A 19,621-nucleotide genomic window follows, 5' to 3' on the forward strand; every position below is an offset into this window, starting at 1 on the left:
CCAGTTCTTCACGGCTTAACTGCTCAACTTCCATTTTTAGTGCTAATAACTCTGCTTTTTCACTCATCTGACTACATTACCATATTTCTCGGCTCTGGATGAACTTTTTTTGACCTGAATCCTTACGGATTGTCGGTGCCACAAAAATATAAGTCGCCTAGTTGACGGCAATCTTTTCTTGCGCCGTCACATACTGGACAATTGCCCTTTAAGTATGTAAAATTAGACATAAGTTTTATATCTCTCTAAGTTTGGGCTTGCTGGTTGCAGTGGGCCTGAATCTTTTTTGCTCAGGCGCGTCTAAATTTTCGATTAAGTCCTTGAAAATTGGAGTCTTGCTCCAGTGATCGGGGCTGTCAAACAATTCGCCTGATTGCGCTTCTTGCCATTTGATAAATGCCCATCCGGTTTTGTATTCAAGCTTGCTAGCCAAATACCTCCAGTCGCCAAGTGATAGGGCTTTAATGTCGAATCCAGGGTTGATGCTCGGCAGTTCTCGTAGCCGGAAAACTACCCATCCTGGTTTTCGTTGGAACCGCTCTTGTTGTTCGATTAGTGAGTCGATAATTGCTTGATGTAAGCCATTAACTTCTAGGTCAACTTCACCTTCAGCCTCGTTGGCATCTAGTGACTTTGTGGGTGGGGTTCCGCCTGTGCCGATTTCAAATTCATGCTGAGCCAAGCAATTTGGACAGATGCAAAACTTGGTTTCCATCTCGTGACCGAGTGGCTTGAATACGTGACCGCAATCATCACAGTTGATGTGAAGAAAGCGCTTTGCTGATTCTTGTAGTGGAATCGGATTTAAGCTCCAGTCTCTGTCGTCATCTGGTAAGCCCAACAGTTGCCAGTTCTTCGTGTGATCTATGATGGTTGCTGAGCTTTTCTTTTCAGAAGTTCGCAGCGATCGCCCTACCATTTGCAGCCACATACTCAGCGATTTTGTGGGCCGCACAATCTGTACTGCCTCAATGCTGGGGAGGTCGAATCCTTCAGAAATAATTCCGCAGTTTGTCAACACCAAAATTTCGCCGCTGGCAAACTGCTCTAGAATCTCCTTTCGCTGTTGGCTTGGTGTTTGTCCGTCGAGATGTTCGGCCGCTATCCCTTCAGCTTTAAAAGCATCTTTATATTGGATCGAACGGGCAATGTCTACAGCAAAAATAATTGTTTTTTGACCTTCCGCCCGTCGCTGCCATTCCGTTACAACGTCGATCGGCTCGATTTGACTCGCAACTGATTCCGCGAGTTGACCAACGTTAAAATCGCCACCAGTTGATTTGACTTTGGTGGTGTTCGCTATCTTGGCGGCTTGAAATAATTTGTAACTAGACAGGTAGTTCTGGTCAATTAAATCCTTGGTTGATGGGCCGGATATCAGACTGTCAAAAAGCCATTTGAACCCCTGACCATCAATCCGGTGGGGTGTGGCGGTGCAGCCCAAGATGTAGGCTTCGGGATAGCGTGCCATCAATTGGGTGTAAGTTTTTGAGGATGCGTGGTGAGCTTCATCCACGATTACCAGCCCTGCTTCTGGGGTGTGCTTGCGCCGAATTAGAGACTGGATGCTGGCAATTTGTAGCTCGTATTGGGATTGGTACGGATAGCCAGATTTGATGATGCCCGCTGGCAGGCCGGTCACGGCCTCCAGTTTTTCTTTAGCTTGCAGCAGCAATTCTTCTTTGTGGGCGAGTACGAGCACGCCCATGCCCTTTTGTACAAATTGGCGCGCTAAGTGGGCAAAGACTACGGTTTTGCCGCCGCCGGTTGCCAGTTGTAGCATGATGCGGCGGTTGGTTTGCCAGCTACTGAAAATTTGCTCAATGAGTTCTACTTGATAGTCTCTGAGGTTGTATCTCATCAGGCGTCCTCACCGAATTCACTGGACTTCACTTTTTTGTAAGCCTGCCTGCCTGAGCTTTTTCTGTACTCTGCGCTGCTTACCACTTGCAGGTATCTTGAGGCAATTCTCTGTCCCTGGCGCTTTGGATATAGATGTAAGAATCGGCGGACTTGCGTGCGGTAGGGTTCGGGAATTTCGCTGATTTTGATGGTTGTTCGTGTCATCTGCGATCGCCTCCTCTCTTTGGCGGCATTTCTGTTGGTTGTTGCTGGGTATGGAGTACAGGAAGCATCGAGGAGGAAAAAAGTAGGAGCATGATGAGGGCTGTTTTCATAATCAGTAATGAGTCCGCAGGTGCGGACTTTGCGATCGCAGAAATTACTCAATTAATGTGGAGGGGGCGTATCGGTCGCTAAGTTGCACTGGGGGGAAATGACCGTCATCGTCATCCTCATCCTCGTCCTCAGACCCCAACTCCCAATCATCAGTCAGGATGTCAACCGCAAGATCGACTTTGGCTTGCGGACTGAGATGTTTTAGCAGGTCGATCGCAGCATTGAGGCGATCGTCATAATCATTTTTTGGAGTAATCACGCATAAATTTTCGGATTCAGGGGCGATCGTGGCGTGAGCATTCAAGCTCAGCGCCATTTTTTCGTGCCAGCCCATGCCGGAGACAAACATTGCAATTTGCAGAAGGATGTGAGAATCCTGTTGGCTAATCCGCTTCATGTCTTTGCCTAGGTCTTGGTCATCAATGTCGGGCAGTATCAGGTTTGTCATTTCTGGACTCCGGGCAATTTGTAAGTGGACTTTGAAACGAGTAGGAACGAAAATTGAGGGGTAGCCAGACCCAGAGGCTCAAATTCAGGGTCGGCTACTGTTGTTACTCACGGAGAATCTAGCGTTTAAGCCCTTGCGCTTATCCGCAAGTTTTACTATAATATGACAGATAACGAAAAAAAACAAGGAACGCCTGTAACGCCTGTGTGGATTCGGAAACGATCTGGTTTAACTCAAAGACAAGCTTCTGATCTAATAGGAGTAAGGGAATCTACTATTAGCGAGTGGGAGCGTGGTGTTTCTTCCCCAAGTGTCCTTTTGTTGCCTAAAATTATGAATACTTACCAATGCACGGCAGATGAGGTTATTAAAGCTTTTGAGAATCTTCACAAGCAAAAGCAGCAACAAGCTCAGCTTGTTGCTAGTAATTAAACTGTTATTGTAAATTTTTGGTTTTGGTAGTAAAACTGGTGGTTTTATGTTGGTGTAACGACTGCTAGTTTTACTTGTCTGAGTTCTGTAGGCGCTTTTCAGCATCTTTTTGGTAAGATGCTAATTTGTATTTTTTGAACAAGTTGACCGCTTGCTGGAAGTCAGTCTTAGCTTTTTCTTTCTGTCCTATTCTTTCATGAGCATCGCCACGGTTTAGGTGTGCTATGGCGTCATTCGGTGGAAGGATACCAATCTTAATCGTGCTGTCAAAACAGTTGATTGCCTGCTCAAACTGCCCCAGTCTTGCGTAGCTACTACCAATCTTGAAGTTAGATTCTGCTGATTTCTGCAAGAGCGTTTGATTCTCTTTCTTGAAACCCTCGACACCTTCTCCGCGCCAGCTATGCCAAATAGCGGAAACTTCCATATCTTCTGCGCTGCCATCTGCGATCGCCTCATTTAGTATGGCTGCTGCTGATTCGTTGTATTTTCGGATAGCTTCTTTGTGCTTCCCCGCAATTGCTAGCTTGTCTGCTGCTGCTTCTAGAGCACCGGAAGCTTCAGTAATTTCTCGTCCCTGGCTTTCCGTCAGGGCATCTGCATAGCAAGTTTTCTTGTATTTTTCATCGATCGTTTGAATTTGTGGAGTAGGAATAGTAACTCCAGGTTTATTTTTATTTGGCGTTTGGCGTAACTTGTTAAGAGCTAGCTGTTCGTACTGGGGAAGCTTGTGCTTTTTAAATAAGTCTGCGGATTTTTGATAATCTTGTCGTGCATTTTCTCCACCACCTATCTGAGCATAAGAATTGCCACGACTCATATAAGCGTTGGCGTCATTGGGAGCTTCTATTCTCTGGTTTAATGCCTCAGTGAAGCAACCGATCGCTGCTTGATGCTGTCCGGTTTGAGCAAAAACACTGCCAACTTTGAAGAGGAATTCTGATGTCTCCGGCGAGCGATTTACTTCCATAGCTGCGCTGAGGTCTCCATTTGTCCATGCTCTGCCAACTCCACGTCCTAACTCTTTAAAATAAAGTGAGTGTGCTTCACTGTATTTGTTTAAAGCCTCCTGTCCTTTGCCTGATAGCCCTAGGATGTCTGCCTCGGCTTCTACCTTTTTTGAGGACTCGTGTTTTCTAATTTGTTCAATAGGAAGGTTGGGAAGAGATCCCAGGCAGTCCGGGATAGTTGAAGAGCTGGGACTGGGGCTAGCTTCACTTGAAGTCGTCGAAACTAAAGTTGGAACTAACGCGCAGCTATGGCAGGCTAAAAGCGCGCTTGCCAATATCGCTGTCTTGATAAAGTTTTGCATGAGTTTGATCTCTCCGAGTAAAGCGACAACGAGATTTTCTCAGGGTTTGCCGCTCCAGTCAGTGTCTGGTGTCACTCATTGGCATTGATGATGGTCTTCAACTAGCGCTTAAGCCCTTGCGCTTATCCGCAAGCTAATGATATACTCAGTCCATAGCCGAATCAAGCGACCCCAAAGCCTCACGAGAGATAGCAGCCTCGTCAACCAAAGACCTGCCAGGGGAAGCGTCGGCAGAGTACAACCACAAAACAGAGATGACCAACATCACCTTTACCGACGATCCTCGCACTATCTGCGAGGCACTGAATAGTTTTGAGCATCGCTTCAACTTCGCAACTGCCGAGATGAGCCGATGCGTCCAAACAGCTTCTCAAGCCTTGATCGACTTTTCGATCCAGGAACTGAAGCAAATGACCGATTCTCTCGCCGAGAACTTGGGAATTTCACAGGGTTTGCCCCGCCGAAATAGCAAAATCTCCCTTGCCCGCTGGGTGTCTGAGGTGTTGTTGAATGCGATTAGCGTGGAGGATGCAGTAGTTGCCGAAAGCGTCGCTGAACCTGTGGCGACAGAGACCGATGAGCGTAAGGCTTATTTTGCTTCTCCAGACACAGAGTGGATTGCTTCTTACCCTGCCCCCGAAGAAGATTCAGATTGGCATGAATCTAACCCTTGCTCCCTGGATTTAGCCATTATCGTGATATCTGCAGGAACTCTAGCTTTTGACTCTGACGATGACTCTGACGATGACTCTGACGATGACTCTGACGATGACTCTGACGATGACGACTATCCCCGTGATACCCGTACATTAGTAGAGATTAAAAATGAGTGCTTGAACAATGGGCATTGCAAGCATCAGGAGGGGGGATATCCTTGGATTATCAAGGTAGCTAAGGATGAGATTTTGAAATCGGAACCAATGGTTTATGGAGCAGTTACTGAGAGTGCCGCCGAATCTGCTGTAGAAATTGAAAACGCAGTGCCAGAAAATTACATCCAAATCGGAGCGATTTGTGAAACTGATCTAACTAGCGATTCTAATAAGCTTTGGCTTAAGGAGCGTCGCCTCCAGGACTCCGAAGCTCAGATCAAAGGCCGCAGCCTCAGCGACTACACAGACTGTTTTGTCCAAATCGTCGCTTTGCACACGTTTCTGGATTGTGAAAGCCGACTCACTTCCGTCAAAATTCGTGTTGTTAACTCAGTTGAGGTTTTTCACATCAATCAAATTCTAGATTTTAAGTCCACTAACTCGATTGTGTTAAATCAAGAATTTCTGGACGGGCTAGACTCCGATGACACCCAAAAATTGAATTCTTTGTGCGATCGCATCTTGGTCAATCCCAGCGATTCGCCGACTTGTCAGGAGCAAATCATTTATCGGGTTAAACGCAACTCTGACGGCTCCCAAGAAATTAAATTGCCGGAACCATTGGTTCCGGTTGAACCTGAAATCCTGCCTGTCGAGCCAAAACCAGTATTTGAGATTGCTCTTTTAGGTGATAATTCGTTCACCAGGCATCGGGTCTCACAAACTCCGCCTTACTTGATAACTCAAGAAGGTAATTTGTTTAACGCCACTGGTGCTAAGCAAACTTCCCCGACAATTGTCATTCATTACGTTCAGTTGCTTGCCGAACACCTCTCGAATATTCAAGAAGGCTTGCTCGGCACTGACATTCAACTTTTTTCGGCCAACTTATCGGTTGCGAGCCATAACATCAATGGTGTTCCGCCTCTTTATCTGATTACTCAAGAAGGTGGTGTTTATCAGCGAATGCGCCGGGAGTTGATTAAGCAGAATTCCGTTGTTAAATACCACCAGCTTGTCTCTGAATACCTCTCGAATATTGAGGTCGTAAAATGACTAAGGCTCCCAAGCTCTACTCTTGCTCTCAGGCAGTCCGAAAAGTTCAGATGTTAGTGCCGAAAAAAAAGCGGCACATCTTGATTCTGGACACGATGACAGATTTTATGTATGTGACCTTTACCCCTCCCGGAACCTATGCCGGCAAGCTCACGCAAGATGAAATCAATCAAGTCGCCGAAAAGTTAAACAGCTTCTAAAAGTTCACGAAGTTTCACACTATCCGCATATCCCGCAAACTCTAGGTCTTCTGCTTAGACGGGATTTTTGCGGTCAAAATTCACAAATTACGAGGTTTTCAGCATGGCCTTAAGCATTGACGAAATAGCAGCAGCAATTCAAGAATTGGGAGTAAAAGACGAGCCATTGACACGGATTGAGACCATGCAACTGTTGTGCAACATGGCTGAAACCCTGAGAGCTATCAAAGTCTCCCCAGCATTCTTGGAGTTGACAGAACACGAGGAATTCTTTACGGATAATGACTTGTTCATCGGCGACGCAATTCAGGCTCTTGATGAAATTTTGGACGGCGCGAAGAGAGCAGACTTTATCATTGGCAAAGATTTTTACGATTGGGGAGGACAAGCTTGCCCAGATGGAGTATCCCCAGATTTCATTAGTGGCTACAACTCTGCACGACTAGAAGCATCAAATTAAAGCGCGTATTGGCGGCTCGCTACCGCCTTTCTTAGTTTCAATCATGCCAAAACCAGAAGAAAATACGCTACCAACGCTGCCACCTTTGCCAGTTGTCCATTCAGACCTTGATGAGTATGGTCTAGATCCTTATGAGTTCCGCATTTACGCCCACGTGGTTCGCAGGACAGGGGGAAAACTCACAGGTGAGTGTTTCGCTAAACTCAAAAAAACTTCAGAAATATGTCATATGAGCGTTAGAAAGGCTCAATATTCTTTTTCTGTTCTTTGCAAGGCAGGATTGCTTACAAAAGAGAGTAGACCAGGAAGATCGGATATTTATAAGCTGACACCTAAAAGTGATTGGCTGCCTAGAGAGTCTCTTTTAGAGATTAGAAAGAATGTCAAAGGTTTGACTTTTAAAGAGACCGACGATTTTGCCGATAATCCAGAAGTGGAAGAAGTGAAAAAGCCACGCCCTAAAACCAAAAAAACAAGCAACCGTTTTGATTGGTTGCCTGACTGATGATGTTTAACAAACAACTTAATTATGTCACAGATAGTTCAAGTTCAACCACACGCATTAGTATTTGATACCGAAGAAATTAGGCTGATCAAATCTACGATTCTTGACGAACGTGCCACCAATGACGAGTTAAAGCTGTTCTCGATGGTGTGCCAGAAAACAGGTTTAGACCCGTTCTCACGGCAAATCTACGGTATCCGTCGCAAGGGTAAGCTAACTTTTCAGACCTCGATCGACGGCTACAGGCTTATCGCTGATCGCACCAACAAATACGCCGGCAATGACGAGGCAACTTTTGATGAGGGGTTGGATTTGTACCAGCACCTTACCAGTGGCCGCCATTTTCCCACTACTGCAACCGTAACTGTTTGGAAACTTTGCGGCGGTCAGCGTTGCCCATTTTCCGCCAGTGCAGCTTGGGCGCAATACGCCCAAGTCTTCAACGGAAAATTGGGCGAAAACTGGGAAAAAATGCCTCATCTGATGCTTGCTAAATGCGCCGAAGCTTTGGCACTTCGCAAAGCATTTCCTGCCGAACTTTCGGGAATGTACACCCGTGAGGAAATGCCCGATGAGGGTGCAGAAAATAACGTTACGCAGCAAATTCCTGAGATTAATAAGCCACAAGTTAAGCCCATCCCTGCTCCTGTTTCGGTTTCGCCACAGCAAGAGCAAGAGCTTGAACTATTGCATCCGGTGCAGCAGGCCATCGTGAAATTGAGGTGGACAGATAAGCAAGAAATGGATTGTCTGCTAGTTAATTTTGGCAAAAGTTACTTGACTGATTTGACCAATGACGACTTGCTGGATTTGTTCGATTACCTCTGCAACTATAACGAGTCTTCGGAACACATTAAGCGCCTAGGATGGGATGCCGACAGAGGTAGAGAGCATCTCAGACTTCAATATGGGAAAGAAGCTCGCCATCTGCTAAATGCTACCGAGTTGGCTGAATTCGTGAATCATCTCAAGTTACAGGAGGCAAAATAAATGGACTTATCAGATTACCAGCAAGACATAATAGACTGGGCGAAAACTGGGAAAGGACACGGTTGCTGCAATGCAGTCGCAGGTAGCGGAAAATCTACCACCTTACGTTTAGTTGCTGAAGCTTTGGCCACTACGGATTACCTCAAAAATAGACTTGGTTACACACCTTCTGAAATCAAAATTTGCGTATTCGGCAAAGCTAATGCTACCGATCTAATCGCCAAATTCGGCAATCAGTGGAAAGAATCAATCAGCACCTTGCACAGTGCAGGATGGAGCTTAATCAAGAGCGAATTGAAAATCACAAATACTCAGGGGCTAGTCAAGAGCAATAAGTACAAGCAAATTGCTCAAGAATTAGGATTTATCGCCAGCCGTGGCAACTCTTCCCCTGAGTTGAGGCGGGAAGGTGCGATCGCAAAAGACGAGGATTTTGTCAAACTCTTAGACTTGGTGCGACTCACAAATTCCTACGTTAACGTCCTCGTCGTAGGCGGCTGTATTAGCCCTGAAACCGTGCAGGAACTCTGCCTGCATTTTGAAATTGCTGATATTTACGATTTTGAGAAAGTATCGCTGGCGCTGGCTAAGTGCATTATTCAGGGCATCGGCTTAGCCAGCAAAGGTAAGTCCTTCGACTTCACCGATCAGGTTTGGCTACCGGTTCTCTGGGAATTATCCAAGCGTCCTTGGTTCAAACCCTACCAGTTCGTTTTGGTTGATGAATGCCAAGATTTGAATGCAGCACAGTTGGAATTAGTCAAAATGTTGGCGGGTTCCAATGGCCGGATTCTGGCAGTTGGCGACCCTCGGCAAGCCATCATGGGTTTTGCCGGTGCCGACAACCGCAGTTACCAGAAAATTGTCGATCGCCTCGGTGCAACTGAACTACCGCTTTCGATTTGCTACCGTTGCCCTACCTCGCATCTCGAATTGGTTAGTGCCAACTTCCCAAACATTCCGATTGAGGCTCCGATCGACGCAGTGGAGGGGAAGATTGAGAGCATTGCCGAGAGCGATTTGTGGAGTGATAAGCCGTGCAAGCTTCAAATTGGGGACATGGTGCTCTGCCGAAAAACAGCACCGCTCGTGAATCTTTGCATCAAGCTGATTGCCCGTGGCATCGCAGCGACCGTCAAAGGAAGGGCGATCGGCGAACAGCTTAAAGCTGAAATTGAGGAAATTTCCAAGATTTCCGGCTTTCGGATGTCTGCATTCAATAATGCTTTGGAAGTTTTCAGGAGTCGGAAAGCCCAAAAATACTCAGGACTGGATAACGAGGAACAGCTTGTTGAGGCGCTCAACGACAAGATCGAAGCCCTTCAAGTGATCTATCAGTCGCAGCCGAACGCGACTTGCATCAAGGATCTCACTGACTATATTGACGGCTTGTTTTCTGATGAGAATAGCCCCATAACTCTGAGCACCTGCCATCGGGCGAAAGGTTTAGAGGGCGATCGCATTTTCATCCTGAAGCCTGAAGATATGCCGATGGTGTGGAGAAATCAGCTTGATTGGCAATATGAACAGGAAGAAAATTTGTTGTATGTTGCCCTAACTCGTAGCAAATCAGAGCTTTATGTTGTCGGCAGTCCATCATGGCTTATCAAGCCTGTAACCGAAGAAATTAAGACTGATGCCCTGATTTCTATGCCCGCAATTACCTTACACCAGCCCTGGGCTAGCTTGATTGCCCAGGGCATCAAGCAATTTGAAACCAGATCGTGGGGGACAACTTATAGGGGCAGGCTGGCTATTCATGCTGGGAAAAAATATGAAAATGACAATCGCTTACTTAGTCTTCTTGACATCACTCAAGAACAAGTGGCGTTGGGGGCGATTGTGGCTTTTGTTGACTTAATTGACTGCATTGAGATAACCGAAAGCTTTGCCTCTCAGCAATCGGATACTGAGTTAATGTCCGGTGACTGGAGCATCACCGAACCTGCTCGTTACGCTTGGAGGCTGGAAAATGTAGAAATTCTTGATTCCCCTATTCCTGCTACCGGGAAACAGGGAATCTGGAATTGGTGCAACCGCAACAAAATAGAGATAGTTGCTCAGCCTTCTCAGCCCAATGTGGCGGTGGCAGACATTGAAACTACCCACAAATTAGCCGATTTAGAATCCACTATCGAACGTGGATTCGCGCAAGCAGCAGATGCGCTGCGTCAAATTCGAGACTTGAAGCTTTACGAAGAGTACGGCACTTTTGCCGACTACTGCGAGCATCGCTGGGGATTTAGCGATCGCTATGCTCGCAATCTTTTGAAAGCCTCAGAGGTTTTGACCAACCTTTCTATTGGCGGAACCAATGGTTCCGATTTGCCAACCAACGAACGGCAAATTCGTCCGCTAGCCAACCTCGAACCCGAACAGCAAAAAGCAGCATGGGAAGATGCCCGTGCTGAAGCTGCTGCTAGCGGCGAAAAAGTTTCCGGCAAGCACGTGGCGAATGCTGTCACGCGAAAAAAAACTGGCACTGGTGATAGCGAACGTCGCGCTGCTAGCTCTAAATCCCCAGTGATTCCTGCTGTCAACGTTGAGATTGTTGATAGCGCAGTGCTTCAAGTCGAGCAATCGCTGGCATCGCTAACTGATGCCGATCTAAATCAGATTATTGATTTAGTTTCAGCCGAAATTCTCAAACGCAAAAAGTAAACCCTTGGGCTGTCGAAGTCACCAAGGGTTTACACAGATTTATCGTCCTCGTTATCAGGCAAAGACAATTATGAATATCATAATCGAACATCCTCAAGAGTTCAATCCTGTCGAGCTAATTCGTTTGGTGCAAGGTCAGACTTCGCTTACTTATCGCGAAATTGCGATCGCGTTTAGCTGCGAGCCCAACACCATAGCTAAGTGGATGTGCGGGGCCAAGAAACCTTCCAAAGCCTATCGGATATGGGCTGGAGAGTTAAAAAAGAAATGGAATCTATGAAGCTTCCCTAAGTCCATTGCCTCGCTGTTGTCAGCGGGGTATTTTTGTTTATGTGAATCGATTCTAAATCGATTCTAAATCGATTCTTCTACTAAGTAACCATTATGGAAGCTGAAACCCCAGTATTGATTGACGTTGAAGTCCAAAGAATCGATTACCCCGAATCAGAATCGATTGAGTGTTGGTACACAGCCGGACAAATTCAGAGCATTCTCGGACTCAACAAGGCGGCATTGCAGAAGGCGATCGCCAAGTTGACAGGCATCTACGATATCGAGCTTGAATCCTTGCGCCGTGGTAGCGCCAGAGCTACGGAATATTCCCAAATGGCTCTGGATGCAATTGAGCTATTAGACAGTGGCAAACTTTCAGAACTACGGCGGTTGGTGGACAAAATTCCCGCCACAGCCCCTACATCTGAATCCTCTGCCATCGTTTTCTTAGGCCGGCATAACGAGATTGCCGTCACCTGTTCCAATGCCGCCGACAACAATCTCACTCAAATTAATTCCTTGAAATCTGGGTTGCTCAACAACTACCGCGAACTGGGGCGGACGCTGGGGCGACAAGCCGCTGCTGAGGTGAGGCAGGGTTTTACAGACGAGGTTCGGGCCGGTTTAGCTAGTTTGCAGGACTCCTAATGTATTTCAAGGTCAAAGTTTGAGGGATTAAAAATGATTGACGATGACAAAAATTTCGACAAATTCCTGGACAAAGTAGTGATTGGCGCCGCTATTATTGGCAGCACTCTTATCTTTGCAGTTGGGTATGACGCAGGACATCAATCTGCAAAAAAGGAAACCCAGCCGACAATAATTCACGGGAACGTGACTATCAACAACCACAGTAACAATTCAAATTCAAGCCAGCCGACTCCCCTAAAAAAGTAATCGACTGGCTCGCAAGTAAAGCCCCTAACAAGGGGCTCCACCGCTCTCTAAGCAGAATTATATCATGGTAAATTTTCGAGTAGCGCAAACATCAGGAGCGGGTCACGTGGCCCGCGAGTTCGGATACCACTCCGGGCCCCTCACAGCGGAGATGGTACACGAAGCTGCAAGAACAGCCAAAATTCTAGACCTTCAGAAACGGCTACGCACAGCCTATAACCGCCACGATGCCAAAATCAGAGCCAATAAGGTAGAAATCGAACGGCTAACTTTAGAAGCCATTGAGAATGGTTTGACTGACAAAGCTCAAATCGACAACTATGTGGTTAAGGCGATTGTGGCCGGCGCAAAGCATGACCAACACATCGTTAATCTTGAACAAAAACTTCAACACAAATTGGGCTTGATAAAAGTACAAAGTGCGTCAACCCAAACCTTGCAAAATGCAGACTTCCGACAACGGTTGTTGTTAATCAAAGCTAATCATCAGGCTAAGGGACGGATACAGCAGAACGGTTTTCAGCAGAACCTCAAAGCCATTCAAGCATCCCCGCAGCAAGCAATAGCCATGCAGAATCGGCGCGCGGGTTTCAATGCTTACATCAACGCTCGTGACTTTGACCCCATCCCAGCCACAGCAGGCGGTTCGGGTGGCATGAGTCCTGTCGGTGCTGGGAATTCTAAGGGATTTTTAGGCGGTTTATTCGACTTCTTCTCAGGCAACAAATAGCAGTTTATTAGCGGGTCAAACTGCCCGCTTTTCACCATGTACCTACCCGAGTTTGACTCTTCAGAATTCGATTATTTTAGTGCCAATGCACAAAGTGAACAGCTACCGCAGCAAGCCAAAACCCCAGAAGTTACCAATATCGAGCGGTTTTGGGCATTGACGGGAAACTGGGGAGAGTTTGGCAGTTACTTCGGCGCTGGTCTGTCTGCATCCCTCGTCGTGCGAGCGATTCCGGCTCTAATCCCGGCTGCTGTAATCCTCATCCCCGCCGCTTCTTTGGGCTTGGGCTTGTACGCGATTAGCGCCGATGGGCCCGCAAAACTTCGCAGCACTTTAATCTTGATTGCGATCGGGACTGCACTGCTAGCCGCTAACTGGGACGCTTGGCAAGCTTGGATAATTGCCAATTCTCAGTTACTCATTTTGACCTTTGCGTTGATAGTGATTGTCCTCGGATTCGTAGTGGCACAAGTATGGAGCAAATTGAACAATGCTAATCAATAAGAATCAGGTGATTGTTTCTGGAATTTTAGGTTTGGGTTTGGCAGGGTTTGCAGTAGCAACAGCCCTACAATTTAATGACAGAATTGAGTACAGAATCAGCAACAGAATCGAATATGCCCCTGCATGGCTAGTGCCACCAAAGGCAGAATTTAAGGGCATAGAACGGGGATATGGCGGGGTCAAAATCTTGCTTTCTCTGCTGGCTACTGGGGGCATGGTAACGGTGATGCTCATCGCCCGCAATGAAGGGGAACAGGAACCTATTCGGCAAAAGATTAAGGGATACCAGAAACAAGCTTATGAGTTTGGTTTTGCTGCTGAATCTGCCTACTCAATGGCACAGACTCAAATGAAATATAAGAAGCTTTTAGAAGCTGACGAGGTGGCTTTTGAGGGTGAGATTGAGACGGCATATTGTGAGTCTTTGGGCATCGACACCAGCCAACAACAGGCGGCGCTAACGGGAACCGCGACGCTCGACTCGACAACAAACCCCAGCGACAAAATAGAAGACGCAAAAGTAACAGCAATTGAACAGAATAAAGATAAATTACCCGTACTCATGAACTACCCCAGCGTACTGATTTACGGCGCTCCCGGCAGCGGTAAAACTACCTTTGCAGAAGAAGAAGTTAGCAAACGGCTAGCAGCAGGACACCGGGTAATAGTGCTCGACCCGCACGCTGCTTATGGCGCTTGGGAGGGCTGCGAGATAATTGGGGGAGGCATGAATTACTTTGCCATTGATGCCAAACTGGAATGGTTCGCAGAAGAAGTTCGGCGACGCTATAAACGAATCGAAAGTGAACCTAACCCTACCTTCCAACCTCTAACTTTTGTGTGCGACGAATTCACCAATTGGGCGGGACGATGCAGTGCAGCGGGAGAATTTTTCCAATCTGCTTTGAGCGACATTCGTAAAGCCAAAATGTTCGGTTTAATCGTCAGCCACACCCGGACGCTGGCGGGATTAGCCAACGCTGCTGGCATGGCAAAGCTGAGAGATGAAGCACTGCTTGAGATCGAATTGCTGGGGCAACAATGCCCTCAAACTGGGTTAGCCGTGCCACGCTTTGAAGCACTTATTAAGCTACCAGGAGAGGCTTTGAATAATAGGAAATTAATCAAACTAGCCAAGCATTCAGCGCCACAAAATGTAGTGGCTGGCGATGTTCCCGACTGGAACACCCCTAATGCTTGGGAAACTCCTGGAACACCACAAAACACGCCAAAGGGAGAGTCGGAACAGCCCGGAACCCTTATGGAACACAGAGAACAGCTTTTGGAGATACTGGAACAGTTGCTAGCTGGAACAGCCGAAAAAGCAGTCTTCGCCGCTGATTCGTCGCTGGAACACCAGGACAAACTGAAACTGGCAAGGCTTATTATTGACCAAGATTTGGGACTAGAAAAAACAATCTGGATACTGTGGGGTGTTCGGCGTGGGGGACGAAATCATGCGCTTTATGCCGAAGCGCGGGTAATGCTCGAAAGACTTATTAAAGGAGATGGAAATGGCAACAACTAAAGAATTTGACTGGCAATTTATTCGGGGGCAACAAGCCTATCAGAAGGGAAAGCCAATAAAAGAATTGCCAACTCGCATCTCTCGCGCCGGATGGGAATGCGAAAAATATCAGCACGAAAAGAAAATCAAATGATGATTAAATGCTCCTGAACAAATACAAAAGCCACTCAATTTTAGGCATATAGACATGAAAAACCGCGTAACCTTGGTATCTGTTAGCCTAGTTCGCGGTAGGCTCAGATTGCGCCTACCGCGAACTATATGGGAAGATAGAAAGCAAAAATACTTGTACCTAGAACTAGCTGACAACTCTGAAAATAGAAAACTTGCAGAAATCAAAGCAAGGCAGATAGAATTAGATATTTTATCGGGCAATTTCGATCCTACTTTATCGAAATATTCTAGCAAAGTGTATGAAGCCCCACCAATAGAAGTAAAACATGAAGAAATTACTTTTATTGAGATTTATACTAAATACACCAATTCCCGAAAAAGAATCACCAGCAAAAGTACCCAAAAGGGATATTTAGTAACTATTGCAAATTTGGAGCGCAGCCCGTTCAAGCTGCAATCACAAGCCATCAGCCTCAAAGATTGGGCGATCGAGAATCTTCCTGTGGATACTGCCAGAAGATTTTTGATGCAGGTAAATGCAGCCTGCAACTGGGCGGTTCAGCGCTCAATAATAGAAAGCAATCCATTCTCTAAAATTGATATCAAGCTAAAAACTTCAAAATCCAAAAACAAAATTCACCCATTTACATCAGCCGAAGAGCAGGCAATCATTAACGCCTTTAAAGATTCGGAAAATTATTCCGATCTAACTTGTCTTATTAAATTTTTCTTTCTTACCGGATGCAGAACATCCGAAGCCCTGGGGCTTCAATGGCAACATATAGCTGAAGACTCTATTAATTTCAGGGAAACCGTAGTCACGGGAGTCGGCGGTACATATAGAAATGACAGAACAAAAAGCACGGAAAGATACTTTCCATGCAATGAGCAATTAAAAAAATTGCTGTTAACTATCAAGCCCGAGAACTACGGGCCAGAAATATCAGTATTTGTGAGGGCTGACAATACACCCATCACCTACTGCGAGCTACGAAATGCTTGGTATGGGAAAGGCGATCGCCTGGGAATAGTCAGGCAACTCGCTACTGACCTCAAAATCGAAGCCTACCGCATTCAATACAACACCCGACATACTTTTATATCGCGATGCCTAGAAGCTGGTATTGCACCGGTACAGGTGGCGGCTTGGGTTGGCAACTCGCCAGCCATGATCTACCAGCACTATGCTGGAATTATATGTAAAATACCCGTGCCGATATTTTGACAGCGGAACCAATGGTTCCACTATCGGGGTCATCCCAGCACAAAAAAAGCCCCCGTTTTTTCAAGGGGACTTGGGAAAACAAAACTTGTATTCAAAGTGCAAGGAATTTTAGCAGCACATTTTGATCAGTGTGAGTACAGGGAATCTCAGTCATCCCCGGTGTGAATTTTGCCAGCATCACATCTGCTGGAATAAAGTTTATCCCAGCAGTTAGGGCTGCTTGCTTGTCCTCGGGTCGATCGCCCGTCATCCAAGCGTCATCAAGTCCAAAACTTTGAGACGCAAGCAATAGCATTCCATGCCCTGGTTTTCTGCAAGATATTACGCTATCTCCAGATTCTGGGGCACTGAAAGGCAACGGCTCATTATCCCGAGAAACTTGGCAACAGCTTTCTCCCCACGTAGGACAAAAGAAAATCTCCGAAAGCTGTGGAAACAAACTTAAAGTAATTCGTTGTTCGGCGATCGCACTTTCCAGACTTTTGTGACCAGCAGCGACACCGCCCTGGTTTGTAATTCCGATGCAGACAAATCCTTTTGATTGATAGTAAATAATTGCTTTTTCAGCACCGGCGATCGGTTGCTGATCTTCGGGTTCGTTGATAAAAGTTTTGCCTGATTTGGTTTGACGCAATGTGCCATCTAAGTCAAAGAAAAAGATTTTGGTCATGATGCCCTCATAAAATATTTGTGCTTGTGTCGCCCGTTAACATTCGATTCTTCACTAACGGCCCCGATCTGAACTCCGCCATTTTGCAAAGCAAGAATGATTTGTTTTGCGTATTCTGGCGAAATTTCAAGATTACTTGCTATTTCTTCAGCAGTCTCGCCGCCAAAAAAACGGATTCTTGTGTATACTTCACGAGCAGTTTCTAGTCCATCGTTTTGCCAGTGAAAATTGAATTTGGGTAATGGATTGCCCAGTGCGATGTCTTGTGCGTATAATACGATGCGATCGTACAGATTTTTGTGCATAATCCCTTAACCACTAGAGCCTGACCGTTTTTGAAATTCAGATAACTTGTTGCTATGAACTTTATATTATTGCAGTGCTTGTCGCCTATTTGATTCCAAAATAGTAAAATCAAAGTACCCTGTCAAGTGATTTTATGAAAAAAAATAGCACAACCTCCAAAGTTTTACCCAGAGGAAGAAACGGCGGAAGAAAACCCAATGTTTCGACCAGTAGGAAACCAACTCAGGCTAATATTCTGATTCCCGCCGAGGAGTTAGATGCTTTTTGGGATTTGATGCCATCTGCTACCGATCGCAATCAGCTAATCTCCAAATGGGTGAGAGCGATCGCCTATTCGCTCAGTCACCCGCTCTGCTTAAGGTGATTGCCTACCTGGAAGCTCAATCAGAGCCTCCAGAGGATTTACTAGATGAGTGTCAGGCTCTTCTAGTGAATCGTGATTCAAGCGGTGAGGAGCAAGCGGATTTGATTTTTTAATTGTTAATTCCATAAAAAAACGGCGTCAGTTATTCAACTGACGCCGTTTTTTTGACCAATTTACTTACTTATGTAGTGCACCCAGAATTCCCCATCATGGGCTGAGGTGCGTCGAATAAGGTCGTATGAATAATGCAAGTAAGCTCCGCTAACAGTTGTGTCATAGCCAGTGGAGTGCCACTCGCCGTAGGGATCATGCACGATGAATCCCTCGTCATCGTAGCCAACCAGCGTAATAATGTGGCCGAAAGATGTGAAATACCCGTGGATTACGCACGGGTTGCCGGCTGCAAGGTGGTCTTTGCAGCGATCGAATGTTCCATTGACAGTAAAATCGTCCTTCAGACCGTGGGCTTGCACCATCTTTGCCAAGTCAGCCGGCGAGTGGCGACTAAGCCCCTCGTGCAACATTCTTCGGTAAATCTCATCCTCTAGTTGGGCGAGAGTTTTCCCTTTAATCTTGAAAAAGTTTAGACAGGTTGCGATCGCAGTGACGTTACAAGACCCTGTTGGGTTTTCAAGGTTATCTAGTTGGGATTTGTATGAAATATTTAGTCTTACTTTTTCTGGTCTTTTCATTTATTTTGCAAAGGCGATGGGGCAAGAAAAGCACTAATTACTGCAATTATTGCAATTATTAGCTCTACCAATCTTTCTGGAATTGGCTGCGACTCTAGTATTACAATTACTAAGCCTAGACATGAAACTAATGCACAGAGGCACAAGCAGGACAATGCAATCCTAGAAAAGTATTTATCCATTTTTATTAAAAGTGAACTGAGAAAGTATCTCAAAAATTAAAGTAATCTGCCCGCTCTGAAATTTGACCTCTTGGGCTATCAAACTTATTCTCTGCTCAGATTGAGCCTGTTGTCTTGCCCGGTCGTTTTTTTCTTTTTCTCTTTTCTGTGAATCTTCTTTTCTAGCTTTTTCTTGCTCTTTATGAGCCTGCCAAATTGTGGCAGCTAAGCCAAGAAAAGAAATGACAACAGCAGCTTCTCCGCCTAACAACAGCTTAAGATATGAATCTTTATTCATTCTACTTTATTGCCAAATAACCAAAGTAACTAAACAAATACATCCAAATTTACATACCAATTAGGCTCAGAATAGTTACCTTTTCTACTCCACAAATTTTTGCGCACTTCGTACCCAACTGGGGATATTCCAGCGACGCTAAGTGCCGGAGGGATTGGGAGCCACAGGATTAAAGAATGAGGCTGTGGGTAAAGCTTTTGGACTGGCTCAACCTCCTTTTCCCTGAAGCTTGTGGAGGTTCCCGCCTGCCAGATTCTCCGGAACCAGAGAGAACTAAATACATTTTCAATATTACCTCCAGAAATAAACTGGAGGCGAAATACGGTACCATCCCCGGCATTGCCCGGGAATGGCAACCATAGAACAGACTCAGGAATAACGCTTCCTAATGATTGCCAAACCATTAATCCAAAGAACGCCAGATAAAGTGATTAGTTCTTTCCCCAGTTGCCTGGGTGTAGAACAGGTTTGATAGTAGAATTTTGTGACCCATTTGTTGCCTGTCAAAATCCGGGAATCCATCGTCAACAGCGCGAAGGATTAGTTTTTCTCGGGGTATTTCCATTTTCCAGGCGGTTCGGGCATACACCAATGCCTCTTTGATTTTTGATTCTTTCCAGGCCTGGAATTCTGGAGTTGATTGCAAGGCTTGAGATTCGTCAGAAATTGGGGCTTCAACAAATTTAGTTGCTTTAGGCTGGATTTGGATTATTTCGCTAAAGACAGGTTCGATTTTTTCGGTGTCTATCATGTTTTTATCGGTTTGGGGCGGTTAAAGTAAGGTGGAGGGCAACAAGTAGAATCA

At 45.9% G+C, this 19,621-nt stretch carries 23 protein-coding genes; 15 read left to right on the plus strand and 8 right to left on the minus strand.

The genetic code is table 11. The features are described 5' to 3' along the window. Positions 1–235 precede the first annotated feature (235 nt). Both QZW47_RS27345 and QZW47_RS27350 read right to left on the minus strand, forming a co-directional pair. The gene (locus tag QZW47_RS27345; protein ID WP_293134558.1) at positions 236–1,861 is read right to left on the minus strand and encodes a DEAD/DEAH box helicase; all 1,626 of its coding nucleotides are present in this window, start codon (positions 1,859–1,861) and stop codon (positions 236–238) included. A 360-nt stretch (positions 1,862–2,221) separates the two neighbouring features. Further along, positions 2,222–2,626, minus strand: a complete 405-nt coding sequence (locus tag QZW47_RS27350; protein ID WP_293134560.1) for a hypothetical protein — start codon at positions 2,624–2,626, stop codon at positions 2,222–2,224. Positions 2,627–2,788: 162 nt separating this feature from the next. On the opposite strand from QZW47_RS27350, the gene QZW47_RS27355 reads away from it, so the two are divergent. After that, positions 2,789–3,058 carry a helix-turn-helix transcriptional regulator gene (locus tag QZW47_RS27355; protein ID WP_293134562.1) on the plus strand — a complete coding sequence of 90 codons (270 nt, stop codon included), beginning with the start codon at positions 2,789–2,791 and terminating at the stop codon, positions 3,056–3,058. A 70-nt stretch (positions 3,059–3,128) separates the two neighbouring features. Here the strand turns inward: QZW47_RS27355 and QZW47_RS27360 are convergent, their stop codons facing one another. Next, entirely contained in the window at positions 3,129–4,370 is a 1,242-nt protein-coding gene (locus QZW47_RS27360) for a tetratricopeptide repeat protein (protein ID WP_293134564.1), read from the minus strand. 254 nt (positions 4,371–4,624) lie between these two features. Here QZW47_RS27360 and QZW47_RS27365 point away from each other — a divergent pair, with 254 nt between their 5' ends. From QZW47_RS27365 to QZW47_RS27425, 13 genes are all read left to right on the plus strand, one after another. After that, complete coding sequence (locus QZW47_RS27365) at positions 4,625–6,238, plus strand: hypothetical protein (RefSeq protein WP_293134566.1); 1,614 nt, start codon at positions 4,625–4,627, stop codon at positions 6,236–6,238. Further along, positions 6,235–6,438 carry a hypothetical protein gene (locus QZW47_RS27370; RefSeq protein ID WP_293134568.1) on the plus strand — a complete coding sequence of 68 codons (204 nt, stop codon included), beginning with the start codon at positions 6,235–6,237 and terminating at the stop codon, positions 6,436–6,438. Before QZW47_RS27365 ends, QZW47_RS27370 begins: the two co-directional genes overlap by 4 nt. A 103-nt stretch (positions 6,439–6,541) precedes the next feature. Next, positions 6,542–6,898, plus strand: a complete 357-nt coding sequence (locus tag QZW47_RS27375) for a hypothetical protein (RefSeq protein ID WP_293134570.1) — start codon at positions 6,542–6,544, stop codon at positions 6,896–6,898. 43 nt (positions 6,899–6,941) lie between these two features. Next, positions 6,942–7,403 (plus strand): helix-turn-helix domain-containing protein, encoded by a 462-nt coding sequence (locus QZW47_RS27380; protein WP_293134572.1) that lies wholly within the window; start codon positions 6,942–6,944, stop codon positions 7,401–7,403. A 24-nt stretch (positions 7,404–7,427) separates the two neighbouring features. Next, on the plus strand, positions 7,428–8,393 hold the full coding sequence (gene bet, locus QZW47_RS27385; protein ID WP_293134574.1) for a phage recombination protein Bet: 966 nt from the start codon (positions 7,428–7,430) through the stop codon (positions 8,391–8,393). After that, positions 8,394–11,054 (plus strand): UvrD-helicase domain-containing protein, encoded by a 2,661-nt coding sequence (locus tag QZW47_RS27390; protein ID WP_293134577.1) that lies wholly within the window; start codon positions 8,394–8,396, stop codon positions 11,052–11,054. 70 nt (positions 11,055–11,124) lie between these two features. Beyond that, positions 11,125–11,334, plus strand: a complete 210-nt coding sequence (locus QZW47_RS27395; RefSeq protein ID WP_293134580.1) for a hypothetical protein — start codon at positions 11,125–11,127, stop codon at positions 11,332–11,334. Between the two features lie 104 nt (positions 11,335–11,438). Then, entirely contained in the window at positions 11,439–11,975 is a 537-nt protein-coding gene (locus tag QZW47_RS27400) for a hypothetical protein (RefSeq protein WP_293134583.1), read from the plus strand. A gap of 313 nt (positions 11,976–12,288) precedes the next feature. Beyond that, positions 12,289–12,954 (plus strand): hypothetical protein, encoded by a 666-nt coding sequence (locus QZW47_RS27405; RefSeq protein ID WP_293134587.1) that lies wholly within the window; start codon positions 12,289–12,291, stop codon positions 12,952–12,954. Positions 12,955–12,990: 36 nt separating this feature from the next. Next, positions 12,991–13,458 (plus strand): hypothetical protein, encoded by a 468-nt coding sequence (locus QZW47_RS27410; protein ID WP_293134590.1) that lies wholly within the window; start codon positions 12,991–12,993, stop codon positions 13,456–13,458. After that, positions 13,445–14,986 carry a type IV secretory system conjugative DNA transfer family protein gene (locus QZW47_RS27415; protein WP_293134593.1) on the plus strand — a complete coding sequence of 514 codons (1,542 nt, stop codon included), beginning with the start codon at positions 13,445–13,447 and terminating at the stop codon, positions 14,984–14,986. Before QZW47_RS27410 ends, QZW47_RS27415 begins: the two co-directional genes overlap by 14 nt. Beyond that, positions 14,973–15,119, plus strand: coding sequence for a hypothetical protein (locus tag QZW47_RS27420; protein WP_293134596.1), 147 nt, complete (start codon positions 14,973–14,975; stop codon positions 15,117–15,119). The genes QZW47_RS27415 and QZW47_RS27420 overlap by 14 nt, the downstream gene beginning before the upstream one ends. 54 nt (positions 15,120–15,173) lie before the next feature. Next, positions 15,174–16,325 carry a tyrosine-type recombinase/integrase gene (locus QZW47_RS27425; protein ID WP_293134599.1) on the plus strand — a complete coding sequence of 384 codons (1,152 nt, stop codon included), beginning with the start codon at positions 15,174–15,176 and terminating at the stop codon, positions 16,323–16,325. A 91-nt stretch (positions 16,326–16,416) separates the two neighbouring features. On the opposite strand, the gene QZW47_RS27430 is transcribed toward QZW47_RS27425, so the two are convergent. Both QZW47_RS27430 and QZW47_RS27435 read right to left on the minus strand, forming a co-directional pair. Next, positions 16,417–16,995 carry an HAD hydrolase-like protein gene (locus tag QZW47_RS27430; RefSeq protein WP_293134602.1) on the minus strand — a complete coding sequence of 193 codons (579 nt, stop codon included), beginning with the start codon at positions 16,993–16,995 and terminating at the stop codon, positions 16,417–16,419. After that, positions 16,992–17,300, minus strand: coding sequence for a hypothetical protein (locus QZW47_RS27435; protein ID WP_293134605.1), 309 nt, complete (start codon positions 17,298–17,300; stop codon positions 16,992–16,994). The genes QZW47_RS27430 and QZW47_RS27435 overlap by 4 nt, the downstream gene beginning before the upstream one ends. A 134-nt stretch (positions 17,301–17,434) precedes the next feature. Between QZW47_RS27435 and QZW47_RS27440 the strand changes: the two genes are divergently transcribed. Next, entirely contained in the window at positions 17,435–17,665 is a 231-nt protein-coding gene (locus QZW47_RS27440; protein WP_293134607.1) for a hypothetical protein, read from the plus strand. 173 nt (positions 17,666–17,838) lie between these two features. On the opposite strand, the gene QZW47_RS27445 is transcribed toward QZW47_RS27440, so the two are convergent. The 3 genes from QZW47_RS27445 to QZW47_RS27455 form a co-directional block, all read right to left on the minus strand. Then, positions 17,839–18,357 carry a C39 family peptidase gene (locus QZW47_RS27445; RefSeq protein ID WP_293134610.1) on the minus strand — a complete coding sequence of 173 codons (519 nt, stop codon included), beginning with the start codon at positions 18,355–18,357 and terminating at the stop codon, positions 17,839–17,841. A gap of 174 nt (positions 18,358–18,531) precedes the next feature. Next, positions 18,532–18,816 (minus strand): hypothetical protein, encoded by a 285-nt coding sequence (locus QZW47_RS27450; RefSeq protein ID WP_293134613.1) that lies wholly within the window; start codon positions 18,814–18,816, stop codon positions 18,532–18,534. Between the two features lie 403 nt (positions 18,817–19,219). Beyond that, positions 19,220–19,567: a hypothetical protein gene (locus QZW47_RS27455; RefSeq protein ID WP_293134616.1), complete on the minus strand. Its 348-nt coding sequence runs from the start codon at positions 19,565–19,567 to the stop codon at positions 19,220–19,222. Positions 19,568–19,621 lie beyond the last annotated feature (54 nt).

Origin of the sequence: Microcoleus sp. bin38.metabat.b11b12b14.051 (assembly GCF_013299165.1) — a bacterium.
GTDB lineage: Bacteria > Cyanobacteriota > Cyanobacteriia > Cyanobacteriales > Microcoleaceae > Microcoleus.